Source organism: Mesorhizobium sp. B2-1-3 (assembly GCF_006442495.1).
Classification (GTDB): domain Bacteria; phylum Pseudomonadota; class Alphaproteobacteria; order Rhizobiales; family Rhizobiaceae; genus Mesorhizobium.
In genome coordinates, this window is record NZ_VFWL01000025.1 from 16,706 (window position 1) to 41,612 (window position 24,907).

26 protein-coding genes and 1 tRNA gene are annotated in these 24,907 nt (G+C 62.3%); 17 read left to right on the forward strand and 10 right to left on the reverse strand.

The annotated features are described in order from the left end of the window. The gene (locus FJ973_RS28425) at window positions 1-930 is read left to right on the forward strand and encodes a glutaminase (protein WP_140558693.1); all 930 of its coding nucleotides are present in this window, start codon (window positions 1-3) and stop codon (window positions 928-930) included. Between the two features lie 96 nt (window positions 931-1,026). On the opposite strand, the gene FJ973_RS28430 is transcribed toward FJ973_RS28425, so the two are convergent. After that, window positions 1,027-3,975 (reverse strand): ribonuclease E/G, encoded by a 2,949-nt coding sequence (locus tag FJ973_RS28430; protein WP_140558694.1) that lies wholly within the window; start codon window positions 3,973-3,975, stop codon window positions 1,027-1,029. Window positions 3,976-4,625: 650 nt separating this feature from the next. Between FJ973_RS28430 and FJ973_RS28435 the strand changes: the two genes are divergently transcribed. The 7 genes from FJ973_RS28435 to FJ973_RS28465 all read left to right on the forward strand — a co-directional run bounded on the left by FJ973_RS28435 (window position 4,626) and on the right by FJ973_RS28465 (window position 12,226). Next, window positions 4,626-5,876: an N-acetylmuramoyl-L-alanine amidase gene (locus FJ973_RS28435; protein ID WP_140493640.1), complete on the forward strand. Its 1,251-nt coding sequence runs from the start codon at window positions 4,626-4,628 to the stop codon at window positions 5,874-5,876. A gap of 213 nt (window positions 5,877-6,089) precedes the next feature. Then, window positions 6,090-8,546 carry a penicillin-binding protein 1A gene (locus FJ973_RS28440; RefSeq protein ID WP_140493638.1) on the forward strand — a complete coding sequence of 819 codons (2,457 nt, stop codon included), beginning with the start codon at window positions 6,090-6,092 and terminating at the stop codon, window positions 8,544-8,546. 113 nt (window positions 8,547-8,659) lie between these two features. After that, a protein-coding gene (gene prfB / locus FJ973_RS28445) for a peptide chain release factor 2 (protein ID WP_140493636.1) occupies window positions 8,660-9,791 on the forward strand; the annotation gives its coding sequence in 2 pieces (ribosomal slippage) (window positions 8,660-8,725 and window positions 8,727-9,791; 1,131 coding nt in all). A 37-nt stretch (window positions 9,792-9,828) separates the two neighbouring features. Next, a complete protein-coding gene (locus FJ973_RS28450) occupies window positions 9,829-10,248 on the forward strand; it encodes a GFA family protein (RefSeq protein WP_140517633.1) in 420 nt (139 codons plus the stop codon). Window positions 10,249-10,556: 308 nt separating this feature from the next. Further along, window positions 10,557-10,928, forward strand: a complete 372-nt coding sequence (locus tag FJ973_RS28455; protein ID WP_140493631.1) for a hypothetical protein — start codon at window positions 10,557-10,559, stop codon at window positions 10,926-10,928. A gap of 126 nt (window positions 10,929-11,054) precedes the next feature. Then, window positions 11,055-11,423: a GFA family protein gene (locus tag FJ973_RS28460; RefSeq protein ID WP_140493629.1), complete on the forward strand. Its 369-nt coding sequence runs from the start codon at window positions 11,055-11,057 to the stop codon at window positions 11,421-11,423. Window positions 11,424-11,575: 152 nt separating this feature from the next. Continuing rightward, the gene (locus FJ973_RS28465; protein ID WP_140493627.1) at window positions 11,576-12,226 is read left to right on the forward strand and encodes an OmpA family protein; all 651 of its coding nucleotides are present in this window, start codon (window positions 11,576-11,578) and stop codon (window positions 12,224-12,226) included. Window positions 12,227-12,329: 103 nt separating this feature from the next. On the opposite strand, the gene FJ973_RS28470 is transcribed toward FJ973_RS28465, so the two are convergent. Continuing rightward, entirely contained in the window at window positions 12,330-12,914 is a 585-nt protein-coding gene (locus FJ973_RS28470) for an HXXEE domain-containing protein (protein ID WP_210239750.1), read from the reverse strand. A 54-nt stretch (window positions 12,915-12,968) separates the two neighbouring features. Here FJ973_RS28470 and FJ973_RS31655 point away from each other — a divergent pair, with 54 nt between their 5' ends. Together FJ973_RS31655 and FJ973_RS28475 are read left to right on the forward strand one after the other, a co-directional pair. Further along, window positions 12,969-13,100 (forward strand): hypothetical protein, encoded by a 132-nt coding sequence (locus FJ973_RS31655; RefSeq protein ID WP_263483010.1) that lies wholly within the window; start codon window positions 12,969-12,971, stop codon window positions 13,098-13,100. 155 nt (window positions 13,101-13,255) lie between these two features. Continuing rightward, window positions 13,256-13,861: a hypothetical protein gene (locus tag FJ973_RS28475; RefSeq protein WP_140494984.1), complete on the forward strand. Its 606-nt coding sequence runs from the start codon at window positions 13,256-13,258 to the stop codon at window positions 13,859-13,861. Window positions 13,862-13,932: 71 nt separating this feature from the next. On the opposite strand, the gene FJ973_RS28480 is transcribed toward FJ973_RS28475, so the two are convergent. Both FJ973_RS28480 and FJ973_RS28485 read right to left on the reverse strand, forming a co-directional pair. After that, window positions 13,933-15,516, reverse strand: a complete 1,584-nt coding sequence (locus FJ973_RS28480; RefSeq protein WP_181167385.1) for a DEAD/DEAH box helicase — start codon at window positions 15,514-15,516, stop codon at window positions 13,933-13,935. Between the two features lie 203 nt (window positions 15,517-15,719). Further along, window positions 15,720-16,493, reverse strand: coding sequence for an NAD kinase (locus tag FJ973_RS28485; protein ID WP_140558695.1), 774 nt, complete (start codon window positions 16,491-16,493; stop codon window positions 15,720-15,722). Window positions 16,494-16,811: 318 nt separating this feature from the next. On the opposite strand from FJ973_RS28485, the gene FJ973_RS31060 reads away from it, so the two are divergent. Next, window positions 16,812-16,976 carry a hypothetical protein gene (locus FJ973_RS31060; RefSeq protein ID WP_181167386.1) on the forward strand — a complete coding sequence of 55 codons (165 nt, stop codon included), beginning with the start codon at window positions 16,812-16,814 and terminating at the stop codon, window positions 16,974-16,976. An 18-nt stretch (window positions 16,977-16,994) separates the two neighbouring features. On the opposite strand, the gene FJ973_RS28490 is transcribed toward FJ973_RS31060, so the two are convergent. The 5 genes from FJ973_RS28490 to FJ973_RS28510 are packed head-to-tail and all read right to left on the reverse strand — an operon-like array spanning window position 16,995 to window position 21,544. After that, a complete protein-coding gene (locus tag FJ973_RS28490; protein WP_140558696.1) occupies window positions 16,995-17,756 on the reverse strand; it encodes an MBL fold metallo-hydrolase in 762 nt (253 codons plus the stop codon). A 2-nt stretch (window positions 17,757-17,758) separates the two neighbouring features. Next, window positions 17,759-18,823, reverse strand: coding sequence for an ABC transporter ATP-binding protein (locus FJ973_RS28495; RefSeq protein ID WP_140558697.1), 1,065 nt, complete (start codon window positions 18,821-18,823; stop codon window positions 17,759-17,761). Then, a complete protein-coding gene (locus tag FJ973_RS28500; RefSeq protein ID WP_140558698.1) occupies window positions 18,820-19,602 on the reverse strand; it encodes an ABC transporter permease in 783 nt (260 codons plus the stop codon). The genes FJ973_RS28495 and FJ973_RS28500 overlap by 4 nt, the downstream gene beginning before the upstream one ends. Before the next feature lies 1 nt (window position 19,603). Continuing rightward, window positions 19,604-20,443, reverse strand: coding sequence for an ABC transporter permease (locus tag FJ973_RS28505; RefSeq protein WP_140517631.1), 840 nt, complete (start codon window positions 20,441-20,443; stop codon window positions 19,604-19,606). A 9-nt stretch (window positions 20,444-20,452) separates the two neighbouring features. After that, window positions 20,453-21,544: a spermidine/putrescine ABC transporter substrate-binding protein gene (locus FJ973_RS28510; RefSeq protein ID WP_140558699.1), complete on the reverse strand. Its 1,092-nt coding sequence runs from the start codon at window positions 21,542-21,544 to the stop codon at window positions 20,453-20,455. A 91-nt stretch (window positions 21,545-21,635) separates the two neighbouring features. On the opposite strand from FJ973_RS28510, the gene FJ973_RS28515 reads away from it, so the two are divergent. The 3 genes from FJ973_RS28515 to FJ973_RS28525 all read left to right on the forward strand — a co-directional run bounded on the left by FJ973_RS28515 (window position 21,636) and on the right by FJ973_RS28525 (window position 23,442). Further along, window positions 21,636-22,250, forward strand: a complete 615-nt coding sequence (locus tag FJ973_RS28515; protein ID WP_140517629.1) for a TetR/AcrR family transcriptional regulator — start codon at window positions 21,636-21,638, stop codon at window positions 22,248-22,250. Between the two features lie 205 nt (window positions 22,251-22,455). Then, window positions 22,456-22,821, forward strand: coding sequence for a hypothetical protein (locus FJ973_RS31065; protein ID WP_210240119.1), 366 nt, complete (start codon window positions 22,456-22,458; stop codon window positions 22,819-22,821). A gap of 51 nt (window positions 22,822-22,872) precedes the next feature. Then, window positions 22,873-23,442 carry a DUF2569 family protein gene (locus tag FJ973_RS28525; protein ID WP_140517627.1) on the forward strand — a complete coding sequence of 190 codons (570 nt, stop codon included), beginning with the start codon at window positions 22,873-22,875 and terminating at the stop codon, window positions 23,440-23,442. A 105-nt stretch (window positions 23,443-23,547) separates the two neighbouring features. Here FJ973_RS28525 and FJ973_RS28530 read toward each other — a convergent pair. After that, window positions 23,548-23,623, reverse strand: a tRNA-Thr gene (locus FJ973_RS28530). Window positions 23,624-23,782: 159 nt separating this feature from the next. On the opposite strand from FJ973_RS28530, the gene FJ973_RS28535 reads away from it, so the two are divergent. The 3 genes from FJ973_RS28535 to FJ973_RS28545 all read left to right on the forward strand — a co-directional run bounded on the left by FJ973_RS28535 (window position 23,783) and on the right by FJ973_RS28545 (window position 24,904). Beyond that, a complete protein-coding gene (locus FJ973_RS28535; RefSeq protein WP_140517626.1) occupies window positions 23,783-23,953 on the forward strand; it encodes a hypothetical protein in 171 nt (56 codons plus the stop codon). Between the two features lie 216 nt (window positions 23,954-24,169). Next, window positions 24,170-24,379 carry a hypothetical protein gene (locus FJ973_RS28540; RefSeq protein ID WP_140558700.1) on the forward strand — a complete coding sequence of 70 codons (210 nt, stop codon included), beginning with the start codon at window positions 24,170-24,172 and terminating at the stop codon, window positions 24,377-24,379. A 219-nt stretch (window positions 24,380-24,598) separates the two neighbouring features. Continuing rightward, window positions 24,599-24,904 carry a BA14K family protein gene (locus tag FJ973_RS28545; RefSeq protein ID WP_140558701.1) on the forward strand — a complete coding sequence of 102 codons (306 nt, stop codon included), beginning with the start codon at window positions 24,599-24,601 and terminating at the stop codon, window positions 24,902-24,904. Window positions 24,905-24,907: the final 3 nt, after the last annotated feature.

The following is a 24,907-nucleotide window of genomic DNA, read 5'->3' on the forward strand; positions in this document are numbered from 1 at the left end:
ATGCCGGAACTCGAGCACGCCCTGGCCGAAGTCGCGGTCGAAATGGCCGAACGCACCGATCGCGGCGAGGTCGCCACCTATATCCCGCAGCTCGGCAAGGTTGATCCCAAGAAATTCGGCATCGCAGCCGTCACCAATGACGGCCGTGTGCTGATGGCGGGCGACGCCGACCAGCCCTTTTCGATCCAGAGCATCTCGAAAGTGTTCACCTTGACGCTGGCGCTGGGCAATGTCGGCGACGCGCTGTGGAAGCGGGTAGGGCGCGAGCCTTCGGGCAATCCGTTCAACTCGATCGTGCAGCTCGAGCATGAGAACGGCATTCCGCGCAATCCCTTCATCAATGCCGGCGCCATTGTCATCTCCGACATCCTGCTTGCCGGCCACCAGCCGCGCGAGGCGATCGGCGAGATCCTGCGCTTCATCCAGTTCCTCGCCGACGACGAGACCATCATCATCGACCGCGAGGTGGCAGCGTCGGAGCGCGCCACCGGCTATCGCAACTTCGCGCTCGCCAACTACATGAAATCCTTCGGGAATCTTCATCATGCGCCGGAGCTGGCGCTCGGCGTCTATTTCCATCATTGCGCCATCGCCATGAGCTGCCGGCAGCTGGCGATGGCCGGCCGGTTCCTCGCCAATGGCGGCAAAAATCCGGCGACCGGACATTCCGTGGTGTCGGTCGAGCGGGCACGCCGCATCGGCGCCATGATGCTGACCTGCGGCCACTATGACGGCTCCGGCGATTTTGCCTTCCGCGTCGGCATTCCGGGCAAGAGCGGCGTCGGCGGCGGCATATTGGGCATCGTGCCCGGCGTCGCCTCGCTCGCCGTCTGGTCGCCCGGCCTCAACGCCAACGGCAATTCCAAGCTGGGCTCGATCGCCCTGGAGAAGCTCGCCAGGATGATGAACTGGTCGATCTTCGCGCCGTAACGCTCTGTCGGAAAAGCTGGATATGAAAAATCCCGCACCGTCTTTCGACCGGCGCGGGATTTTTTGTTCAGGAAGTCAGTTCAACGGGCTGAAATCTCAGAAGAAGCCTTTCCGCTGCCACCAGCCGGCGCGCTTCGGCTTCTCTTCGGTCTTGGTTTCCGGCTCTTCGGCGACGGTCGAGGAAACCACCGGCACGACCGGCGCATCGATGGCCGCCGGCTTGCGTCGTGACGGACGGGCCTTCGGTGTTTCCTCGGCGGTCGCTGCCGCTGCCTCGTCCGATGGCGTGGCTGGCGTCTCGGCGGGTGCCGGAACGGCCAGTTCAGCGATCGGCTCCTCGGCGACAGCCTCGGCGGCTGCCTTCTTCGGCTTGGCTGCGCGCCGCGGCTTCTTGGGCTTCTCGGCGGTCGTCGCCTCGTCGCTCACTGGAGCCACCGGCTCTTCCGCAGCCACGACGGTTACCGGCTCGATCGCAGGCTCGCTTTCGGAAGCATCGACCCCGGAAGGTTCGGTCGCTTCATCGGCGCTTGCCTCGGCCTCGCCTTCGCCGTCCTCGCGCCGGTTGCGCTTGCCGCCGCGCTTGCCGCGGCGACGCTTCTTGCCCTGGCCCTCGTCGGATGCTTCCGCCGTTTCGGCAGTTCCGGCCGCGGGGACCGGAGCCTCGTCGCCGGCTTCCGCCTCGTCACGGCTCAACAGGTTTTCCGATGTGGACAACTCGTCGGCCTGCGCCAACACGGAAGCACCGTCGGTGTGGCCATGTTCTCGATCGCGATCCTTGCCGCCGCGGCGTCTGCGACGCTTGCGGCGCTTGCGGTCGCGGCCTTCGCCCTCTTCGCCGGGCCTCTGCTGGTGCTGACCTTGCTGCGGCTGACGCGGCTGTTCGGCCTGGGCCGGTGCTTCGTCTTCCTCCTCGACGATGGTCTCATCCTCGAGCTCTTCCGGTTCGACATAGGCCGGCAGGGTGCGTGCCTCGACGAAGCCTTCAGGCTTTTCGGCCAGCGCGCCGCGGAAGATCGCATAATGCTGCGAACCGACCGTGTCGTCGGCCTCAAGCGTGATGGTCAGGCCGAAGCGGCTTTCCAGTTCCACCAGCGTGCCGCGCTTGTGGTTGAGCACATAGAGCGCGGTCGCCGCGGGCGTGCGAACTGTGATGTGGCTGCGCGAATCCTTGAGCAGGAACTCCTCGATCGCCCTGACCACCATCAGCGCGACAGACGAATCGGAGCGCACATGGCCGGTGCCGCCGCAATGCGGGCAAGGCTTCATGGTCGATTCCAGCACGCTGGCGCGGATGCGCTGGCGCGACATCTCCATCAGGCCGAAATGCGAGATGCGGCCGACCTGGATGCGCGCGCGGTCGTTCTTGAGATGATCCTTCAACCGCTTCTCGACGGCACGGTTGTTGCGGTTCTCCTCCATGTCGATGAAGTCGATGACGATCAGGCCGGCAAGGTCGCGCAGCCTGAGCTGGCGGGCGACTTCCTCCGCCGCTTCCAGATTGGTGTGGAGCGCGGTGTCCTCGATCGAGTGCTCCTTGGTCGAGCGGCCCGAATTGACGTCGATGGCGACCAGCGCCTCGGTCTGGTTGATGATGATGTAGCCGCCGCTCTTCAGCGTCACTTGCGGCTGCAGCATGCGGTCAAGCTGCGCCTCGATACCGTTGCGCACGAAGATCGGCGTCGTATCTCGGAACGGCTGAACCACCTTGGCGTGGCTCGGCATCAGCATGCGCATGAAGTCCTTGGCCTCGCGGTAGCCCTCTTCGCCGGAGACGAGGATCTCGTCGATGTCCTTGTTATAGAGGTCGCGCACCGAACGCTTGATCAGGCTGCCTTCCTCGTAGACGAGGGCAGGGGCCGTGGACTGGAGCGTGAGATTGCGCACGTTCTCCCAAAGCCGCATCAGATATTCGTAATCGCGCTTGATCTCGGCCTTGGTGCGGCTCTCGCCTGCGGTGCGCAGGATGACGCCCATGCCTTGCGGCACTTCGAGATCGGCGACCACTTCCTTGAGGCGCTTGCGGTCCACAGCACTGGTGATCTTGCGCGAAATTCCGCCGCCGCGCGCCGTGTTCGGCATCAGCACGGAATAGCGGCCGGCAAGCGACAGATAGGTGGTGAGCGCTGCGCCCTTGTTGCCGCGCTCTTCCTTGACAACCTGCACCAGCAGGATCTGGCGGCGCTTGATCACTTCCTGGATCTTGTACTGGCGGCGCATCGGCTTACGGCGGTTGCGCGCTTCCTCCAGGGCATCCTCGGCGCCGACCGATTCGACCTCGTGATCGTCCGGATGCGAAGACTGAACCTCTTCCAGCATGCCGCGATCATCGTCGCTGGATTCACTGCCCTGTTCCGTCAGCGGGACGGGTTCGGAAATCACGTCGGCGTCGACGGAGGCGGCGATCGACGTCGGGCCGCCCTCGCGGGTCTCGCCTTCGTCCTGTCCGGACGATTCGTCGCTCTGCTCGGGGGAGGCTTCGCCATGATTGGATGCATCCGCGGCCTGTTCCGGGATATCGGCCGCATGTTCGATGGTTTCCGAACCGTGGGAAGTGTTCTCCGAGACGGCGTCGTTGCCATTGTCGGCGTCGCCTGCCTCGCCGGCCGTTTCGGTTGCCTCGTCGGCATCGGCCCCGCTCGCATCGCGCTTGTGTTCTGCGCGGTCGCGGCCCTTGCCGCCGCGCCGGCGCCCGCGCCGGCCGCGATCGCGGCTCTGGCGGTCGTCGCCTTCGCCGTCCTCATCGTCCTCGTCCTCGGCTTCCTGCGCTTCGGCGCGCAGCAGCGCCTGACGGTCGGCGACGGGGATCTGGTAGTAGTCGGGGTGTATTTCACTGAAGGCGAGGAAACCGTGACGGTTGCCGCCATATTCGACAAAGGCTGCCTGAAGGGAGGGTTCGACGCGCGTTACGCGGGCGAGATAGATGTTTCCTTTGAGCTGCTTCTTGTCCTGTGATTCAAAGTCGAATTCTTCGATACGATTACCGCGTACGACGACAACGCGTGTTTCCTCCGGGTGGGAGGCGTCTATCAGCATTTTGTTGGGCATTATTTCGTTTCCCCCCGGCAGCCGTCAGCCGCAGCTTGCGGCGCAAGGGCCGCTGCTGTGTGTCTGGATGAATGTGGGTGCCGGATGTCTGAATGTCCGCCGGACGGTGCCTGCGCGCCATGGCGGTGCCGCCCGCAGCCATATTGGCGCGGTTTGATGCGGACCTTTCCATGATTGCGCTTGAAGCCATCGTCACCAGCAGAACCTTTTGAACCAAAGCCCGGAAACCGGACCAGCTTGTTTGCTCATACAGAGCCGGCGCGGGACAAACCCGGCCGTTTTCCTCACGCAGGCGATTCCCCCGCCACGGGCGCACACCTGCGAAATTCGTCGCGATCACCTGAACCCTTCTCGCATGGAGCGAAAGGAGCCGCCTTTCGTCTCACCTGTAGCGGGAAGCTGCGGAGGAGGGCGGTTCCAGGATTGCAGTGATCCACTATCGCTTTTATGATTTGGCGGGTTGGAAGGCAACCCCGATTTCCGACGCCGGCAAAAGCGGTTCCGCCACGTAAGCACGGGTCCGGGCCTCGCGTGAAAAGGCTTGGTTAACCTTCTCTGGATACCAATCGTTAATCGAGTTCGCGGCCTAACCGGCACTTCGACTACATGACCGGGCGCCTTGGCGCCAAACCGGGAGCGACTGCAAAGAGATGGGACTGGCAGGCTTCACAGACAAGGGCAGTCGTGCCGGCGGCCGTTTGCTCGCGATCTTCTGCCTCCTGCTGTCGATGACCATCTCGTTGGTCGCCAACGCCGCCGATGCCCCGCTCACGGCAACCGGTTACAAGATGGCGGGCGATGCCACCAAGATGCGCATCGTCATGGATTTCGACCGTGAGCCCGACGTCAAATGGTTCCTTTTGCGCGGGCCCAATCGTCTGGTCATCGATCTGGCGAATACGAAGTTAGCCATCGATGCCAAGGATTTGAAGCCTCGCGGGCTGGTCAAGGGCGTGCGCCTGGGTGAGTTGGAGGCAGGCGTGTCGCGGCTGGTTCTCACCGGCAAGGGGCCGTTCGCGGTCGACAAGCTCGATGTTCTCAAGAACGAGGACGGCGCGGGCTACCGCATCGCCATCGACATGTCGGCGGCCTCCGAACGCGAGTTCGACACTGCCCTTGCCAATCAGGCGCTGACCACCGGTTCCACGGTTTCGACCGACAAGGGCGGGCGGGTCGGCACCGGGCCGGTCTCCAATCCGGGCCATCGCTTCACCGTCGTCATCGATCCGGGCCATGGCGGCGTCGATGGCGGTGCCGAGGGCCTGAACGGCACCGTCGAAAAGAACGTCACGCTGGCTTTCGCCACGGAACTGCGCGACAAGCTCGCCGCCGTCGGCAGATACGATGTCTTCATGACGCGCGACACCGACGAATATTTGCGGCTGGACGACCGCGTGCGCATCGCTCGCCAGCATGAGGCCGACCTGCTCATCTCCATTCATGCCGACACCATCAGCCTCAAGGGCATCCGTGGCGCGACCGTCTATACCGTTTCCGACAAGGCTTCGGATCCGGAAGCGCAGGCGCTTGCCGACCGTGAAAATCTCTCGGACCAGTTCGCCGGCATGGTGATCAAGGACGACAACAAGGAAGTCACCGATATCCTGATCGACCTGATCCGCCGCGAGACCCACACCTTTTCGATGAGTTTCGCCCACACGCTGGTCGGCCAGTTGTCGACCAGCGTCGGCCTCATCAACAATCCGCAGCGTTCCGCGGGATTCAAGGTGCTGAAAGCGCCTGACGTCCCCTCCGTGCTGGTCGAACTAGGCTATCTCTCGAATGCCAAGGACGAGGCGCAACTGCTCGACGCCGACTGGCGCGGCAAGGCGGCGCAAAGCATCACCAACGCCGTCGCGCTGTTCGCTTCCGCGCGTGCCGGAACGGGAACCGGGGGCTGAAATGCCTGACGACGCCTGCAACCACAGGCAGCGTTGCGCGGCGACAACACCCGACGCTTTTATTTCCGACTCACGGCCGCGAAATCCGGCCTTGCCGTATTTTGCCCACATGGTAGCGACATGGGTTTTCGATTACGGGTTGGGACCGGCTCGAATGCTTGCGCGGAAGGCGGCTTCGTTTAGGAAATTCCCGAACCAAGGACTGGAGCGGGCATGATTCGTCTCATTGGCTATTTCTTCGGTATCGGCACGACGCTGGCCCTGCTGGTCGCGGCGGGGGTTGCCATCTATATCGGGCATTTGTCCAAGGATCTGCCCGACTATGAGGTGCTGGCCAAGTACGAGCCGCCGGTGACCACCCGAATCCATGCCTCGGACGGCGCGCTGATGGCCGAGTACGCGCGCGAACGGCGCCTGTATTTGCCGATCCAGGCCATCCCCGACCGCGTTAAGGCGGCCTTCCTGTCGGCCGAGGACAAGAATTTCTACAACCACCCCGGCATTGACGTGACCGGCCTGGGCCGCGCTATCATCGTCAACCTGCAGAATTTCGGCTCGGGCAGGCGTCAGGTTGGCGCCTCGACGATCACCCAGCAGGTGGCGAAGAATTTTCTGCTGACCTCGGACCAGACCTACGAGCGCAAGATCAAGGAAATGATCCTCGCCTTCCGCATCGAGCAGGCCTATTCCAAGGACCGCATTCTCGAACTCTACCTCAACGAAATCTTCTTCGGTTTCGGCGCCTATGGCGTGGCGGGTGCCGCGCTCACTTATTTCGACAAGTCGGTGAACGAGCTGACCGTGGCCGAGGCCGCCTATCTGGCCTCGCTGCCCAAGGGGCCGAACAATTATCACCCCTTCAAGCATGCCGACCGCGCGCTTGAGCGCCGCAACTGGGTCATCGACCAGATGGTCGAGAACGGCTACGTTACGCGCGAGGAAGGCGACAAGGCCAAGGCGGAGCCCCTCGGCGTCACACCGCGCCGCAACGGCACCTATCTGTTCGCCGGCGAATACTTCACCGAGGAGGTGCGCCGCCAGATCATCGCCCGCTACGGCGAGAACGCGCTCTATGAAGGCGGCCTGTCCGTCCGCACCACGCTCGACCCGAAGATCCAGCTCATCGCCCGCAAGGCGATGCAGAACGGCTTGATCAAATACGACACGCTGCGCGGCTACCGCGGGCCGCTAAAGACGATCGACGTGTCCGGCGACTGGGGTGTGCCGCTGGGCAATGTGAAGGGACTGGAAGACGTTCCCGAATGGAAGCTCGCAGTCGTGCTCGACAGTTCGGCATCCGGCCTGTCGATTGGCTTGCAGCCGGCACGCCAGGCGTCGGGCGACATCGTCAAGGAGCGCGTCGAAGGCACCGTCAGCAAGGAAGACATGGGCTTTGCCATGCGCCATGTGGTCGGCGGCAAGACGGTCAGGGCCAAGTCGCCGGCCGATGTGCTGAAGCCGGGCGACGTCGTCTTCGTCCAGAAGAACGAAGGCTCCGACGACGCCTACAGCCTGCGCCAGGTCCCCGAAGTGGAAGGCGGCCTGATCGCCATGGATCCACACACCGGCCGCGTGCTGGCCATGGTCGGCGGCTTCTCCTACGCGCAGTCGGAGTTCAACCGCGCCACCCAGGCCATGCGCCAGCCCGGCTCTTCGTTCAAGCCGATCGTCTATTCCGCGGCGCTCGACAATGGCTATACGCCGGCGTCGGTGATCATGGACGGGCCGATTACCATCCAGAGCGGCAACACGACCTGGACGCCGAAGAACTACGACGGCACGGTCGCCGGTCCGGCGACCCTGCGCTCCGGCATCGAAAAGTCGCGCAATCTGATGACTGTGCGCCTCGCCAACGACATGGGCATGAAGCTGGTCGTCGAATACGCCGAGCGCTTCGGCGTCTATGACCATCTGGCGCCGTATTTGCCGATGGCGCTGGGCTCCGGCGAGACGACGGTGATGCGCATGGTTTCGGCCTATTCGATCATGGCCAATGGCGGCAAGTCGATCAAGCCGACATTGATCGACCGTATCCAGGACCGCTACGGCAAGACCGTCTTCAAGCAGGACGAACGCGGCTGCGAAGGCTGCAACGCGGCCGAATGGCAGAACCAGCCCGAACCTGAGCTTGTCGATAATTCCGAACAGGTTCTCGATCCGATGACCGCCTACCAGATCACCTCGATGATGGAAGGCGTCGTCCAGCGCGGCACCGGCGCCACCATCGCCGAGCTCGGACGCCACATCGCCGGCAAGACCGGCACCACCAACGACGAAAAGGACGCCTGGTTCATCGGTTACACGCCAAACCTCGTCGTCGGCCTCTATATGGGCTACGACACGCCGCGCGGCCTTGGCCATGGCGCCACCGGCGGCGGCCTCGCCGCTCCTATCTTCAAGGATTTCATGCGCGTGGCGCTGGATGGCACGCCCAATGTCGACTTCAAGGTTCCCGAAGGCATGAATCTGGTCGCCATCAACCGCAAGACCGGCATGCGGGCCAATTCGGGCGATCCCGGCACCATCATCGAGGCCTTCAAGCCGGGCACCGGGCCAGCCGACAGCTATTGGGTGATCGGCATGGGCGCCGACGGGTCCAATGCCTCCGGCGGCGCGCTGTCGCCTCAGGCCAACCAGGCCATCCAGTCGGGCGGCGGCGGCCTCTACTGACGGGTATGCATGCAGGATTGGGCCGGTCCAATTTGCTTTACAGGCGGCGGCGCCGTCCCTATGTATCGCGCCGACCAGGCGTCACTTTCAGCAACAGGATAAAACATCAGGCCATGCGCGCGGAAACGCAGAATATTGTCGACGAGATCAGGCAGGCAATTACCCTGCTGAGGAGGCATCTTTGACTGGGATCAGGCCATAAAGCGGCTTGAATATCTCAACGTCCGCGCCGAGGACGCCAGCCTCTGGAACGAACCGCTGGAAGCGCAGAAGCTGATGCGCGAGCGCCAGGGCCTCGAGGAAGGCATCGCGGCGGTCAGGGGCCTGACCCAGGCGCTGGAAGACAATATCGGCCTGATCGAACTCGGCGAGGAAGAGGGCGACGAGAGCGTCGTTGCCGAGGCTGAGGCAGCGATCCGCTCGATGCAAGGCGAGGCGAAGGCCCGCCAGGTCGAGACGCTGCTGTCGGGCGAAGCCGACGCCAACGACACCTATCTCGAAATCCACGCAGGCGCCGGCGGCACCGAAAGCCAGGACTGGGCCTCGATGTTGCTGCGCATGTACACGCGCTGGGCCGAGCGCCGCCGCTTCAAGGTCGAGGTGCTGGAAGTGCATGACGGCGAAGAGGCCGGCATCAAGTCTGCGACGCTGCTGATCAAGGGCCACAATGCCTATGGTTGGCTGAAGACGGAATCCGGCGTCCATCGCCTGGTGCGCATTTCACCCTATGACAGCAACGCGCGCCGGCACACATCCTTCGCCAGCGTCTGGGTCTATCCCGTCATCGACGATACGATCGAGATCGACGTTTCCGAATCCGACGTGCGCATCGACACCTATCGTTCGTCCGGTTCAGGCGGCCAGCACGTCAACACCACCGATTCGGCGGTGCGCATTACCCATCTCGCCACCGGCATAGCGGTCGCCTGCCAGGCCGAACGTTCGCAGCACAAAAATCGGGCAAAGGCCTGGGAGATGCTGCGCTCGCGGCTTTACGAGGAAGAGCTGAAGAAGCGCGAAGCCGTCGCCAACGCCACCGAAGCATCGAAGAGCGACATTGGATGGGGTCACCAGATCCGCTCCTACGTGCTGCAGCCCTATCAGCTGGTGAAGGATCTGCGCACAGGTGTCGAAAGCACCAGCCCGTCGAGCGTGCTCGATGGCGACCTCGATGACTTCATGGAAGCCTCGCTGTCGCAACGCATCGAGGGTGGTGCTGGGGAAGCGGTGGCGGACCTGGATTAGGGCCGGCGCCTACAGTGCCACACATTTGGATTGGATGATGGCTCGCAAGCTTGTTGGAAAGTGCTTCTGCGGCGCGGTGCACTATGCGGTCGCTGACGAGTTCCTGTACGCGGCGAATTGCCATTGCTCGAACTGCCGGCGCACGACAGGTTCGGCTTTCAAGCCCTTCGCGGGCATCGAACGCGCCAAGTTTGTCCTGACCAAGGGCCACGACATGTTGCTGGTCTTCGGCGACGACAACGGCCATGACGCGCACTGCAAGCGGTGCGGTTCGCTGCTCTATTCGGTCGTGCGCCAGGGCGCCTTCGTCCATGTCGCGATGGGAACGCTCGTCGACAACCCGAGCATCCGCCCGACCGAGCATATCTTCGTCGGTTCCAAGGCGCCATGGTACACGATCAGCGACGGCCTGCCGCAGTATGACGAACACGTGATCACAGGACCTGCTGGCGAATAGGCCGGAACTTCTCTCGCTGAATCTCGTTATCTGCGATCCCGTCTGCTGGGCATGGTTGTGCCTGCCTATCCAATCGAGAGACGGCGCCTGTTTTCTGTTGCCGATGCGCGGCATTCAGCCTGCGACATCGGCATGCAGTGGTTTCTTGCGCCGACTCACAAATCGGCCCACCATCCATGGTCGAGGGGAGACAAAAGCATCTATGGCCGGGCGCGGCAGAAATGCCTGCTGACGATCCGGCCGCTGGGAAGACACGTTTCAGGAACGGGCAAGCGAAACGCTTGATGCTCGTCGAAAGGAGCGCTTCCATGTCTGCTGCCCCATCAAAATCGGCTCGGGCCGCGGTGGGCCGACTCATGCTCTGCCTGCTTGCAATCGCAGCGATTGCGTTGCCGATGGCGCCTGCCTTCGCCCACGACGCCAAGCCTACAGCGGCGAAGCCGCTGGGTTGGAGCTATCCATTCGCATGCTGCGCTAACTACGATTGCCGCACGGCCCATACGGGCGAGGTTTTGGAAAAACCCGAGGGTTATGTGATCGCCGGCACGGGGGAAGTTGTCCCCATGACCGATAAGCGTGTGAAGGACAGCCCGGACGGCGAATTCCACTGGTGCGCGCATCAAGCGGGTCTCGACGCGGGTAAGACGATCTGCCTGTTCGTGCCGCCGCGTTCCTACTAAGCCCGAAAGGCGCAGCGGCGACCGGCCCGGACCGCGATGGGCGGGGGCCTGCTGACGGACGGTTGCCAGGACCGCTCCTTTGTGTTGCGTTGCCTGCGGGCGGCGGACAAGGGAGAGGTGACGTCCATGACCATCAAGGGAAGCTGCCACTGCAAGGCGACGATATTCGAGGTTTCGCAAGCGCCGCAGACGCTGACGCAGTGCACTTGTTCGTTCTGCTCGAAACGCGGCTCGCTTTGGGCCTACTACACTCCTGCGCAGTTCAAACTCCTCACGCCGCAGAAGAATGTTTCCTTCTATCAGTGGGGATCGAAGACCGTTAAGCACGGTTTTTGCGACACCTGCGGCTGCGGGACCTTCACCGAAACACCGGACTGGTCGAGCGGAGAGCCGGATTTCGACAATCCCAAGATCAGCGTCAACTCGCGGTTGTTCGACGATTTCGACCTGGACAAGGTCGAAGTGGTGGCCATCGACGGCAAGAATCTCTGGTAGATTCCTGGACGCCCAATCGGGAAAATCGTGCCCCGGGGAAAAGCCGTTGCCGGTGTTTTCCCGTTCCGCTTTTCGCCGCATTTCATGGTACAAGTCGCGCGAAGGGCTGATTTGGCGCCATCGCAAGGCGTGACTTGGAGAGGGACAATCCTATGAAGAAGACCGTGCTCGTCGTCGTGGCGACGGCTGTGCTGGTGAGCGCCTGCACCACCACCGATCCGTATACCGGCGACCAGAAAATTTCCAACACGGCGGCCGGTGCCGGCCTCGGCGCCTTGGCCGGCGCCAGCCTTGGCCTGCTTGCGGGCGGCAATGATCGTCGCAACGCGCTGATCGGCGCCGGCATCGGGGCGCTGGCCGGCGGCGCCATCGGCGCCACCATGGACCAGAACGAAGCCGAACTGCGCCGGCAGTTGGAGGGCACAGGCGTCAGCGTCACCCGCTCCGGCGACCAGATCATCCTCAATATGCCGTCCGATATCACCTTCAACGTCGATCAGGATGCGGTGAAGCCCGGCTTCTACCAGGTGCTGAATTCGGTCGCGCTGGTGCTGAAGAAGTTCAAGCAGACCACGGTCGACGTGTTCGGCCATACCGATTCGACCGGCGGCGACCAGCATAATTTCGATCTGTCGCAGCGCCGCGCGCTGGCGGTCGCCAACTACCTGGCTGGCCAGGGCGTCGATTCGCGCCGCTTCGCCGTCACGGGATTCGGCAAGACCCGTCCGGTAGCGTCCAATGCCACCGCCGAGGGTCGCGCTCAAAACCGTCGCGTCGAGATCCAGCTTTCGCCGCTCACCTGAGCAGCATCGATCAGAATGCAAAAACGGCCTCGCAAGGGGCCGTTTTTTGTTTGCAAAATGCGACCGACGGCCAGGCCTGCGGCCCCCGGGTTCTTCCATGATCTTACGGTGAGGTCGGCTTATCGACCGTCGCTCGTTGGGTCAGGCGCTGCCGCCGGACGACATGGGCAACGATCAGTCCATGAATGAGCAGCCCGACCGCAAGTCCAAGGATATGGAAGCCCGTTCCCGAACCGGAAAGCGTCAGGATCGACCAGATGGATGCGGGTACGAACAAGACAATTGCGGTGATGAGCCCGGGGTTGTAGCTGCGCATCCTGATGGCCTGCGCGACGTGAACCAAAGCGTTGATCAGGGTGGTGTAGGCGGCGATCAGCCCTATCCCGGCATTGACCGTGACAGCGAGGGTGAAAACCAGGGAGTAGATGCCCCATACACCCGGTACGTTGATCACAAAGACATCGAAGCGGGTAAGCAGCGGCGCCCCGCCGCCGAGCATCTTATTGACGAAAAGCCGGAACCGGTCCTCGGCGTGCTCCTCGTATTGGTGGAGCATGTAAATCGGGATCAGCAGGAAGACGGCGAGCTCGGCTGTCTCCAATCGAGCAGCCAGCCCGATCGCCACCACGCACAGGGTGAGGCCGGCGAGCACGCCACCATAGACCCAATCTTCCACCAGACGCTTCATCACGCCACCTTCGGCGAGGCCGCGCGTCCTTGCAACACACGACGATATCAGACCTTGGCAACGATGCGCATGAAGGCCGGCGTGTCGTCGCCGAAGCCAACGGTGGTGTCGCTCGGCGATGACGGCAACAGCTTCACCGGCCGCGACCGCCGCGCTCAGATTGAGATTGGCGTGCCAGAGAATTAGCCAGTCCTAAATAACCGCTTTCCCGCAGCCATGGAAAGGAATAGCATCGTCGCTGTTCCGGAGGGGATGAGGCGGTACACTTGGCCGCGCAATAAGCATTTTCTTTTTCAGCCTCGGTCTTGCACGGCCAGATCAAAAAAATCTGGGAGGAATGCATGACAAGAACAGCCAGCCTTGGGCGCTGCGGCGTCTTCGCTTTAACAGGTCTTGTAAGCGCATGGTTGGGCGTCGCGGCGGCTCGAGCCGAGGATGCCAACAAAGCTGACATCGAGGCCTTGAAAAAGTCGCTCGCCAAATATGAGGACTACACCGCGGCTGTCCGCGACCTTTATCTGTCGACGGTCGGCTGCGTCTACTATAGCGGAGAAAAGATATCCGGAGCGATGTACTACCCGAAAGGCGCCATGGGCATCCATTTCGTCAACGTCCCAAGTGTCGGCCAAAAACTCGACCCGATGCGCCCCAATGTGCTGATCTACGAGCCGACGAAAAACGGTCTGCGCCTGGTCGGGGCGGAATGGCTTGTGCCGCTGACGCCGGACGTCAAAGAGCCACCGAAGCTGTTTGGCCAAACCTTCATGGGTCCGATGGAGGGACACTATCCGCTCATCCCGAGGGAGTTCGTCCACTACGATCTTCACGCCTGGCTGGGTGATAATCCGAACGGCATGTTCAGTCCGACGAACCCGAACGTGAAATGCAACAAGGCCGAGTTTCCGATGTTGGAGAAACCGACCAAGATGATGCCTGGGCCGATGTAACGGCCAGCCCAGCCAGGAGCTTGCCGGGAGGGCAAGCCGGATGGCCGTCTTGTCTTGGAACCACTCGTCGGTCAGCCCTTGGCGACGATGCGCATGAAGGCCGGCATGTCGTCGCCGAAGCCAACGGTGGCGTCGTTTTCGTCTTCTCGGTTGCGGGCAGGGCGACGGTCATCGCGCTGCGGCCTGGTGTCGCCGCGCTCCGGTGCACGTCGCTCGCTGCGCGCCGCGGAGCTCTTGCGCTCGGAATTTTCCGAGCGGATAGCGTCCTTGCGCGTGCGCCGCTCACCAGTGCCGGCGACCGTTTCCTCGGTCGCGACCGGCTGTTCCTCGCGCACGGTTTCCGGTGCCGCGTCTTCGCCGTGCTTGGCCTGGCGTCCGCCTCTCTTGCGCTCGCCCCTGTCCTTGCGGTCGTCGTCCTTGCGGCCGGCGCGCCGCGGCGCACCGCGGCCACGGCGCGGTGCTTCGTCCTCGCCTTCGCTGGCCACCACCGTCGACAGGTCACCGTCATGCCACTCGATCTTGGTGCCGATCAGCCGTTCGATGGCGTCGATGTACTTGGTGTCGGACTTGGTCGCGATGGTGAAGGATTTTCCGGAGCGCCCGGCGCGGCCGGTACGGCCGATTCGGTGGACGTAATCCTCGGCATGGATCGGGACGTCATAGTTGAAGACGTGGCTGACATCGGGAATGTCGAGGCCGCGCGCGGCCACGTCGGAGGCGACCAGATACCGCAGCTTGCCGTCGCGGAAATTGGCCAGCATCTGCATGCGCGCGCGCTGGTCCATGTCGCCATGCAGCGCGCCGGCGTCGAAGTCATATTTCAGCAGCGAGCGGAACAGCTCCGACACCTCGATCTTGCGGTTGCAGAAGATGATGGCGTTCTTCAGCTCCGCATCCTCGGCCTTGATCAGGTTGCGCAGCGTCTCGCGCTTGTCCCAGGGTTTGGAACCGGACTTCACCAGCCGCTGGATGATGTTGGTCGCGGCGGAGGCGGCCTTTGAAACCTCGACGCGCACCGGCGCGTGCAGGAACTTTTCGGTCAGCTTGGTGATCTCGGGCGGCATCGTCGCCGAGAAGAACAGCGTCTGCCGGGTGAAGGGGATCATCTCGCAGATACGCTCGATATCGGGAATGAAGCCCATGTCGAGCATGCGATCGGCTTCGTCGATGACGAGGATCTCGACGCCGTTGAGCAAGAGCTTGCCGCGCTCGCGGTGGTCGAGCATGCGGCCGGGCGTCGCGATGAGCACGTCGGCGCCACGCTCCAGTTTCTTGTCCTGTTCGTCGAACGACACGCCGCCGATCAGCAGTGCGATGTTGAGCTTGTGGTTCTTGCCGTATTTGATGAAGTTTTCCTCGACCTGCGCCGCAAGCTCGCGGGTCGGCTCCAGGATCAGCGTGCGGGGCATGCGGGCGCGGGCGCGGCCCTTTTCCAGTCGTGTCAGCATCGGCAGCACGAAGGAGGCCGTCTTGCCGGTACCGGTCTGTGCTATGCCAAGCACATCCTTGCCCAGAAGCGCGTGCGGAATGGCGCCGGCCTGGATCGGCGTCGGCTTGAGGTAGCCGGCGTCGGTGACTGCGGAAAGGACCTTCGGCGATAGGCCGAGGTCCGCGAAAGTCAACGCTTCTTGAGCGGTCTGGGTGTCTGAGGACAAGTTCTGGCTGTCTTTGGCTGTTCGGGGAAGCGCAACGGCATCCGTCGCGGCAGGCGCCGCGCGCCCGCAAGATCATCACTGCAACTAGGCGCAAGCCCGCGATTTGTCAACACAAACGGCCGGCAATGGCTCGATTGTGAAGTCGTAACCTTAATTACTATGTGTGATCCGGCCGCTTATCCGCGCGCCGGCTCAATATCGGGTCAATAACGGAACTGTTCCGCCAGTATGCGTTCGTTCCACGAGTGATTGGGATCGAACAGCAAAGTTGCGGTCGCCGTCGCAGATTCCCTCACCGTCACGGAAGCTACGGCCTTGACCTCCGTATGGTCGGCGGCGGCGTTCACCGGCCGCTTTTCCGCCTCTAATATGTCGAAGCGCACGGTCGCCTTGTTGGAAAGCAAAGCGCCGCGCCAGCGGCGCGGGCGAAACGGGCTGACGGGGGTAAGCGCCAGCAGCGGCGCGTCGAGCGGCAGGATGGGCCCATGCGCCGAAAGATTGTAGGCGGTGGAGCCAGCCGGCGTGGCGATCATCACGCCGTCGCAATTCAGTTCCTCGAGCCGTACCTGGTCATCTATGGTGATGCGGATCTTGGCCGTCTGATAGGACTGGCGCCATAACGCCACTTCGTTGATGGCCAGCGCCGAGACGGTTTCGCCATCCGAGGTAACGGCCTGCATCTCCAGCGGACGGATCGTTTCGGCGACCGCGGCCGCGATGCGCTCGGCGAGACCTCCGGAACGATATTCGTTCATCAGGAAGCCGATGGTGCCACGGTTCATGCCGTAGACCTTTTTGCCGGTTCCCATTGTATCGCGCAAAGTTTGCAGCAGGAAACCGTCGCCGCCCAGGGCCACGACGATATCGGCTTCCGCGACCGAATGCTGGCCATAGCGCGCCGACAGGCTTTCCAGCGCCGCTTTGGCGTCAGGCGTGCCGGACGAGACGAAGGCGATGCTGTTGGCGGCTTTGCTCATGGCTCCCCGACGGTGACCGGTTGGCGGCTGGGCCGGGGTAGCATGGGCGGGCCTGTGTGCAAAGAGAGCCCACAGACGTGCGGTTCGAACCGGCAGTCGCGAATCATATCAGGGAACGAGCCAATGTGATGGTTAAGGCCGGGCTTAAACTCTCGTAAAGCCGCATCGATCATGTTAGCCGGCATGGTGGCGTGGGGGCGCCCACAGCGATTTTATGCCTTTCAGGATACGAAAGACGCTGTGGCACTTTTGATCGTGCGTGAATCCTTCGAGAGTCGAGCCCGATTCCGGGGACACGCGCCAGCCGGGACCAACATATTGCTGGTAACACGCCTGATCATCATCTCCGTCGTGCTGGGAAGCTTCGCGCTTGTCTTCGCCGAACTGGTGCGCCGCTCGGAAGAAACAAGCCTCAGGCCCTTGCCCACGGCCTCGCGCTGCGGCGATGCTGCCGGAATGCCTTGTCCGCAAAGGGCGCTGTAGATCAAAACAAGCTGATTGTTAGGAGCGTGGTTGCAGATGGCAGCCGGCCTGGCGTTTCTGTGCCAGATACTCGTCGATCAGCTGGCGATAGCGCATCTTGCCGAAACTCGGGAAATGGCCGCCATGCACGACCGAGACGTCGAGGTCGCGCATGGCAAGCAGCGTCTGCAAATAATCATCGATATCGGAATGGTAGACGTCGTCGATCAGCGGGCCGTCATAGATGATGTCGCCGGAAAGCAGGATGCGGGTCTTCTTCTCGTACAGAGCGATACCGCCTGGCGAATGGCCGGGCGTGTGGATCACCTCGAAGGCGCGATCGCCGAGGTCGACGATATCGCCATGTTCGAGCAGGCGGTCCGCCGGGGCGGGCATGATGCGATAGCGCGCCGTATCCCAACCTTGTGGCTGGCGATCGAACATCTCTTCATTGGCGTAGCGGTCAGCCACCGTCCATTCGTTGCGCGGATCGGTCAGAATCTCCGCCTCGGCGCGGTGCACGCAGCGGTCGGGAAATTCATGGTGGCAGCCTATATGATCGAAATGCGTGTGGCTGGCGACGCAGGTGAGCTTGCGCTCGCTGACCAGCGGCACATGGCGCCTGAGGCTGAAATGGCCAAGCCCGGTATCGAACAGCAGGTCGCGGTCGCGACCGCGCACATGCCACATATTACAGCGGAAGAACGGTTTGATCCATGGCTCGTGGATCAGCGTGACACCGTCGCCCATGCGGATGGTTTCGTACCAGTCAGGTGCGTCGACGACCGCAAGCATGCCCATGTTCAATCCGTCAGCAGGATGATCTTGTCTGTATCGCAGGAAACCGAGACCGTGTCGCCCGGCTGCACGACGGACGTCGCGGGCAGTTTGGCGATGAATTGCAGCGTGGCGTCTTCAGTGGAGACCGCGAGCACGCGCTTGAAGCTGCCCTGGAAAACGACATCGCTGACCTGCGCCTTGCCCAGCTTTGTGGCGCCTGAGGTCGCGCCCAGGGCAAGGTGCTCCGGCCGGATGGCCAAGGCAACCGCCGATCCCACCGGCAACGCTCCGGACGCCGAGACCGGCCCGACCTGTGTTGCGACAGTGCTTGTCCTGTCCATCATCTCCGCCACCGTTCCGCGAAGAATGGTGCTCTCGCCCATGAAAGTCGCCGAAAAGCGTGTCTTTGGGCGCGCATAGACGCGTTCGGGCGGCCCTTCGTCCTCGATGCGGCCGTCACTCATCACCACGCAGTGGTCGGCCAGCGCCATCGCTTCTTCCTGGTCGTGGGTGACATGGATGAAGGCGGTGCCGACGCGCTTCTGGATCGCTTTCAATTCGTCCTGCATCTGCCGGCGCAGTTTGAGGTCGAGCGCGCCGAGCGGCTCGTCGAGCAGCAGCACCGCCGGCTCGATCACCAGTGCGCGCGCCAGCGCTACGCGCTGCCGCTGGCCGCCGGAGAGCTGGTGCGGCTTCTTGTCGAAGGCGGCATCCAGCCCGACCAGCGCCAGCGTCTCACGCGCCCGCGCGGCGCGTGCCGCGCCATCGACGCCTTGCATGCGCAGGCCAAAACCGACATTGCCGCCGACGCTCATATGCGGAAACAGCGCATAATCCTGGAACACCGTCGTTGTCGGGCGCTTTGCCGGCGGAACGGCGGTGCAGTCCTCGCCTCGGATGAACACCTTGCCTTCGCTCGGTGTGACGAAGCCGCCCAAAATCGACAAAAGCGTCGTCTTGCCGGAGCCCGACGGTCCGAGCAGGATGGTGTAGCTACCGGGCTCGATCCGCAGCGATACGTCTTTCAGCACCGCCAGCTGGCCGAAACGGTGCGAGACCCCGCGGATGTCGACCAGGGGCGCGCTCATGCCGGCTTCCTCCGCAGCAATGTCAATTCGAACAGCACCACCAGCACGATGGAAACGGCGAACACCAGCGAGCCGACTGCGTTGGTCTTGGGGTTGAGGCCAGAGCGCAGCAGATTCCAGATTTCGACCGGCAGCGTGGTTTCGAAGCGTGTCAGCAGGAAGGAGATCACGAATTCGTCCCAGGAAAAGGTCATCGACAGGAAGAAGCCGGCGAAGATGGCCGGCGCCATGACAGGCACAGTAATCAAGAGCAGCACTTTCCATTCCGGCGCGCCGAGATCGCGCGCGGCGCGCTCGATGTTGATCTGGTGGTCGCCCATCTGGCTGTAGACGATGGCGAAGCAGAGCGGCAGGTTGATCACGACATGGCCGATGCCGGCGGCCATCAGCGATTTCGGCACGCCGGCCCAGTTGAACAGCACCAGCAGCCCCATGCCGATGATGAGATAGCTGACGGTAAGCGGTAGCGTGATCAACCCTCGCAGCAGGGCCGAACCCGGCAGCACGAAACGCGCGAACGCCCAGGCGCTGAGGAAGCCGAGCGTGACGGCCGCGAGCGACGAAAGGACGGCCACCAGCAGCGAGTTCACCAGCGCCGAGGTCAGCCGCGCATCGGACAGGACGGCCTGGTACCAGCGTAGCGACGGGCCGGTGAAGGGCGGGATGGGAAAGGAGGTTGCCTGCAGCGAGAACAGCACGAGCACGACCACCGGCAGGAAAATGAAGCCATAGATGGCGATCGCGTAGAGACAGAAAGCGGTTCGGACGATCCGGCGCATCTCAGGCCCGCTCGATCTTCAGCCAGCGGGCGCAGGCGAGATAGGCGATGGTCACGACCGCCATCAGGATGATCGAGAGCGCCGAGGCCAGCGGAAAGTCGCCGCGCCGGCCGATCTGCATCATCACCAGCTGCGGCATGACCAGCTCGTTGTTGCCGCCCAGAATCTGCGGCGTGATGTAATCGCCGATGCACAGCACGAAGGTTAGGAAGGCGCCGACCATGATGCCGGGCAAGGTCAGCGGCAGGATGACGTGCAGGAAGGTGCGCACCGGCCCGGCGCCGAGATCAGCGGCGGCCTTGCGGTAGCTCGGACTGAGCTGCTTCAAATTGGCGAAGATCGTCAGCGTCAAAAGCATGACGAAGAAATGCACGAAGCCGGTCACGGTGGCGAAGCGCGTATTGGCGAGCTGCAGCGGTTCGCTGGTCAAGCCGATGCCGGTCAGCGTCCGGTTGATGACGCCGTTCTGCGCCAGCACCAGAAGCCAGGAATAGGAGCGCACGACATAGGACGTCCAGAACGGCAGCACGGCCAGCATCAGCGCCAGCCGCTGCCAGCGTTCCGGCACCTGTTCGGCCAGGATCCAGGCGAAAGGATAGGCGAGCAGCACCGAGACCACGGTTACGATTGCCGTCACCTCCAGCGAATTCACCATCGCTTGCCAATAGGCAGGATTGGTGAAGAACTGGCTGTAATTGGCTGATGTGAAGCCGCCGCCCTCATGCGACGTCAGGCTGGAAAGCCCCATGGCAATGAAAGGCAACACGAAGAACAGCAAGGTCCAGCCGAGCGCCGGCGTAACCAGCGCCCAGGGCAGGGCCTTGTTCGCGGTGCTGCTCACGACGGCCGTCTACTGCGCCTGCAGCATCTCGGTCCACATGTCCTGCATCTTCTTGTCGAGGTCGGCGTTCGGCGCCGGATAGGCCTGGGCGCGGGCAAGGAATTCGGGCTGCTCGTCGAAGCGCAGAATCTTCTTCTGGTCGTCGGTGAGTGCCGCCTTGCTGTTCGCCGGCATGCCCCAATAGCAGGAGGATGTGGCAAGACGGGCCTGGCCTTCCGGGCTCATAATGTACTGAATGAATTTCAGCGCCACGTCCTTGTTCTTGGAGTCCTTGAACATGGCGAGCGACTGCGACCACAGCACCGCTCCCTCCTTGGGGATCGAGAAGTCCAGCGCCGGGTTCTCCTTGGCCAGGCCCGCCGTCACCCATTCGCCGCCGCCGACCAGAATATCGACTTCACCGGTGGCGAGCGCTGTCTGGCTGGCGGTCACCTCGCCGACCAGCTTGGCGTTGGCCTTCATCTTGAGCAGTTCGGCCTTGAGGGCGGGAAGATCGGCCTCGGTGAGTTCAGCCGTTTTCTTGCCGATGGCGAGTGCCGCCATGCCGATGACCGGCAGGTAATAATCGTAGATGGCGACCTTGCCCTTGTACTTGTCGCTTGTCAGCGACGCCAAGGATTGCATGTCGGCCGGGTCGACCTTGGTCTTGTTGAAGCCGATCGTGTTGTAGCCGAACTTTTCGGTGATGCCGTAGCGCTTGCCGCCGACCACGGTAGAGTTGTCCATCTTCACCTGCGGAAAGAGGTCGCCCAACGGCAGCTTGTCCTCCGGCAGCGGCTCGAACAGGCCTTTTTCCACGCCGCGCGGCACGTCGATGCTGTCGATCACCATCACGTCCCAGTCGCCGGGTTGCGACTGTTCGACGATGGCGAGCCCCGCGCCGGTGCCCTCGAATTCCTTGACGTTGACCTTGACGTTGTTGGCCTCTTCGAAGGGCTGCAGCAGCGCCGGGTCGGCATGATCGCACCAGATCAGGGCGTTGAGATCGGCGGCCTGGCTGGCGCCGGCTGCTGAGAGCACCAGCGCCGTGGCGCCGCAAGCGGCGCCCAGATGTCTCTTCAGGATTGAAAGCGGATTGTTGGCTGCGGATCGTGCGGACATCGAGTGTTCTCCCTTGCCTTTGTGGCTTCTTGCAAAAAGTTGAACCAATTCTAAAATTGAGTCAATTCTGTTTTTGTGGCAGACAGCCGGTATGAGTGGATTGAGGGCAAGGCAAAAGGCCGACCGGCACCGCCGCATCATCGAGGCGGCGGCCGAGCTTTTCCGCGAGGCCGGCTATGAAGGCGCCAAGATCGAAACGATCGCCGCCCAGGCCGAAGTGTCGATCGGGACGATTTACAATTACTACCAGAATAAGGGCGACATCCTCGGCGCCATCGTCTCCATGGAGGTCAACGAGGTGCTGAATGCCGGGCGAGGCGTGGTCGACAGCCCACCGGCCAATGTCGGCGATGCGCTGGACACGCTGATCGGCATCTATATCGAGCACTCCTTGCACTATCTCAGCAAGGAGATGTGGCGCCAGGCGATGGCGATCTCGACGCAACTGCCCGACAGCCCGTTCGGCCAAGCCTACACGGCGCTCGACCGCGCTCTGACGCAACAGATCCGTGCCCTGATCGCAAGGCTGCAGGAGATCGGCCTGGTGCGGCGCGACATCGACGGGCAGGCGGTGGGTGAGCTGGTCTTCAACAACATGAACATGATGTTCATCGAGTTCGTGAAGCGCGACGAGGCAAGGATAGCGGAACTGCGCGCGGCGATCCGACGGCAGAACCGGATCCTGGTGGCGGCGATCGGGGTGTGAGGATGGAAGCGACCGCGGCATGAAACCAGCTTCCGCTGCCAGTGTGACTGACGATGAGTGCCAACGGCGGCGCCCGTCTACACCGCCGGGCCCCGCGCACGGTATGGCCTAGCGGCTTGACGTTGGGGGGGATTGACAGCGTAGCCGCTGGACCTAGCGATCCCTTCGAAGCATCGACTGAAGGGAAAGCAGACGCGCGGCCGCAGTGGCGCAGGTAAAATCAGTGATCGGTCGGATCGATCTTTGTCAGGCGCTCTCGCGCTTCGGTCACGCGCCGCTGCGCGGACCTTATCCTGCTGCAGAGCGCGAGATTGATGCCGACGCCACAGTCTCCGTCCAGCATTTCTTCCGCTCGTTTGAGGGCGAGTTCCGCTCGGCCAATTCGCTGCCTGGCTCTGGCCAGTTCTATGTCCAAGAGTTCGATCATTGTTCCGCTACAGAGTTTGCGGTCCCTTCGATCGTTAACCGTCTCCGGCCGGGTTTGGTTCCGGGTTGGGGCTCGAGACACAGGACAGCAGGAGAAAGTCGCCGCTTCGGCACCGACCTCATTGCACGCGAAGTCGCCTCTTGAGTTGAATTTGAAATCTGATACAACTTATAGGAGTGCGAAGGGGAGAGGTTAATGGGGACGTTTTCAATCTGGCATTGGGCGATCGTACTGCTGATCATCGGCGTGCCTGTTTTCTTTGCGGTTCGCTCAGCCGTGAAGCCGTCACAGGGCCCGGCGGCTCTTGTAGGATTCGGTGGCTGGCTTATGCTGCTTGCGATCGGTCAGGTTTTGTCGCCGCTGCGCACGCTCGCCGACTTGGCCAATTCGGTCGAGGGTTACCGGCAACTCTTGCCCCTGCCAAATGGGCTGCTTGCGGTGTATAGCGAGGTTGCCCTCAATCTGGCATTTCTGGCGCTTCAACTGGTTGTGCTCATTTCGATGCTGCGGCGAAGCCGACGCTTTCCACAATTGTTTCTGTTTCAGTGGATTGCGATACCGGTTGTGCTCGTCCTGGACACGATCTTGATCTCATCAACTCTAGGCGTCCCGGTGAGCCAAATCTTTGCTGGAGATGCGCTGATGACACCCGTTCTGTCGTTCATCCTCACCGGAGCCTGGGTCGCCTACGTCTACAAATCCGTCAGGGTGAAGAACATGTTCTGCGGCGAAGTGGCAGCCGGCCAGGTCGCGACGGCCGCCTAGCGAGAGTCCGCTGGGTTTCGGAGGACACTTCTTCGTTTCGCGAGATCTGGTGTTCTTATAACGGGCTCTGGGTGGCCTGCCACCCGAAGCTCGAAGAGCGAAGGGTGGTGCCCCCGGCAGGAATCGAACCCGCGACCTTCGGTTTACAAAACCGCTGCTCTACCAGCTGAGCTACAAGGGCATGCGGCACCGGTTAGCCATATTTGCGGCGCCAGTAAAGACAAATGTCGGTTTTGAGGCGCTCATGAACGCTGCCGGGCAACAGACACGGCATCCTGAAAACGGCCAATTCGCTTCCTATATCCTATGGCAGGTGCAATCGCTCGGGCGAGGCCGTCGCATGATCAGATTTGTCATCATCCTGCCGATCGTCGTCATAGCCTGGATGCTGCTGGTGAAGCTCATCAGGAACCTCAAGAACGCCAATATCGACTGGACCGGCGTCACCACCATCATCGGCTTCATCGCGCTCGCCTTCTGGCTGCGCCATGTCACGGGCATGGGGTGGTGAATAGTAGTCAGTAGTCAGTAGTCAGTAGTCAGTAGTCAGTAGTCAGTAGTCAGTAGTCAGTAGTCAGTAGTACTCACTACTCACTACTCACGATTCATCCCATCTCCGGCCTTGCCGAAAAAAATCTCCTCCACCTTTCGAACCTTTTCCCGCGCCGCGCCGACTGATGGTCAGAGGCGAATGGGTCGCCTCGATCAAAAGATCCAGGAGATCATCATGTTCCAGCGCACTCTCGTTTCAGGCCTCGTTGCCATTTTCGTCGCCACCGGCGCGCTCGCCGGCACCGTCGGCACGTCGTCGGCCCACGGCATGCACGGCCACCATCATCATCACCACCACCATCACAAGAAGCACTTCAAGAAGTTCTGGTGGAAGCACCACAACCATCATCACCACAAGCACGGCAAGGTGATCATTTTCCTTTGATGGAGGGACCCAATTCTCCCGAAAGGGCGGCTTCGGCCGTCCTTTTTCGTTGGGCGAAATGGGACCGGTCATCAATGTCTAGCCAGGCCCTTGCAGGCCGCCGTCAGCACGACCTCCTCGGTTCACGTTCAAAAAAGATTCGAACCTTTTTCTTGTGCCGAACGACAGATGATCAAGAGGCGGATGGGTCGCCTCTCCAAACGAAGCAAGGAGATCATCATGTTCAAGCGCGCACTCGTTTCCAGCCTCATCGCCACCACCGTCGCCGCCACCGCTTTGGTCGGCACCGTTCAGTCCTCGGCGGCTCATTCGCATCACCACCACCATGGCATCGGCATCGGCATTGCCGCCGGCGTCGGCGGTTTTGTCCTGGGCAGCCTGCTTGCCCAGCCCCGCACCGTCTACGTCGACGAGGGCGGCGGCTCGTGGCACGTCCGCCGCTGCTTCGATCGCTATTCGAGCTACGATCCGGACTCCGACACCTACATCGGTTACGACGGCTATCGCCATTACTGCCGTCTCTGAGAG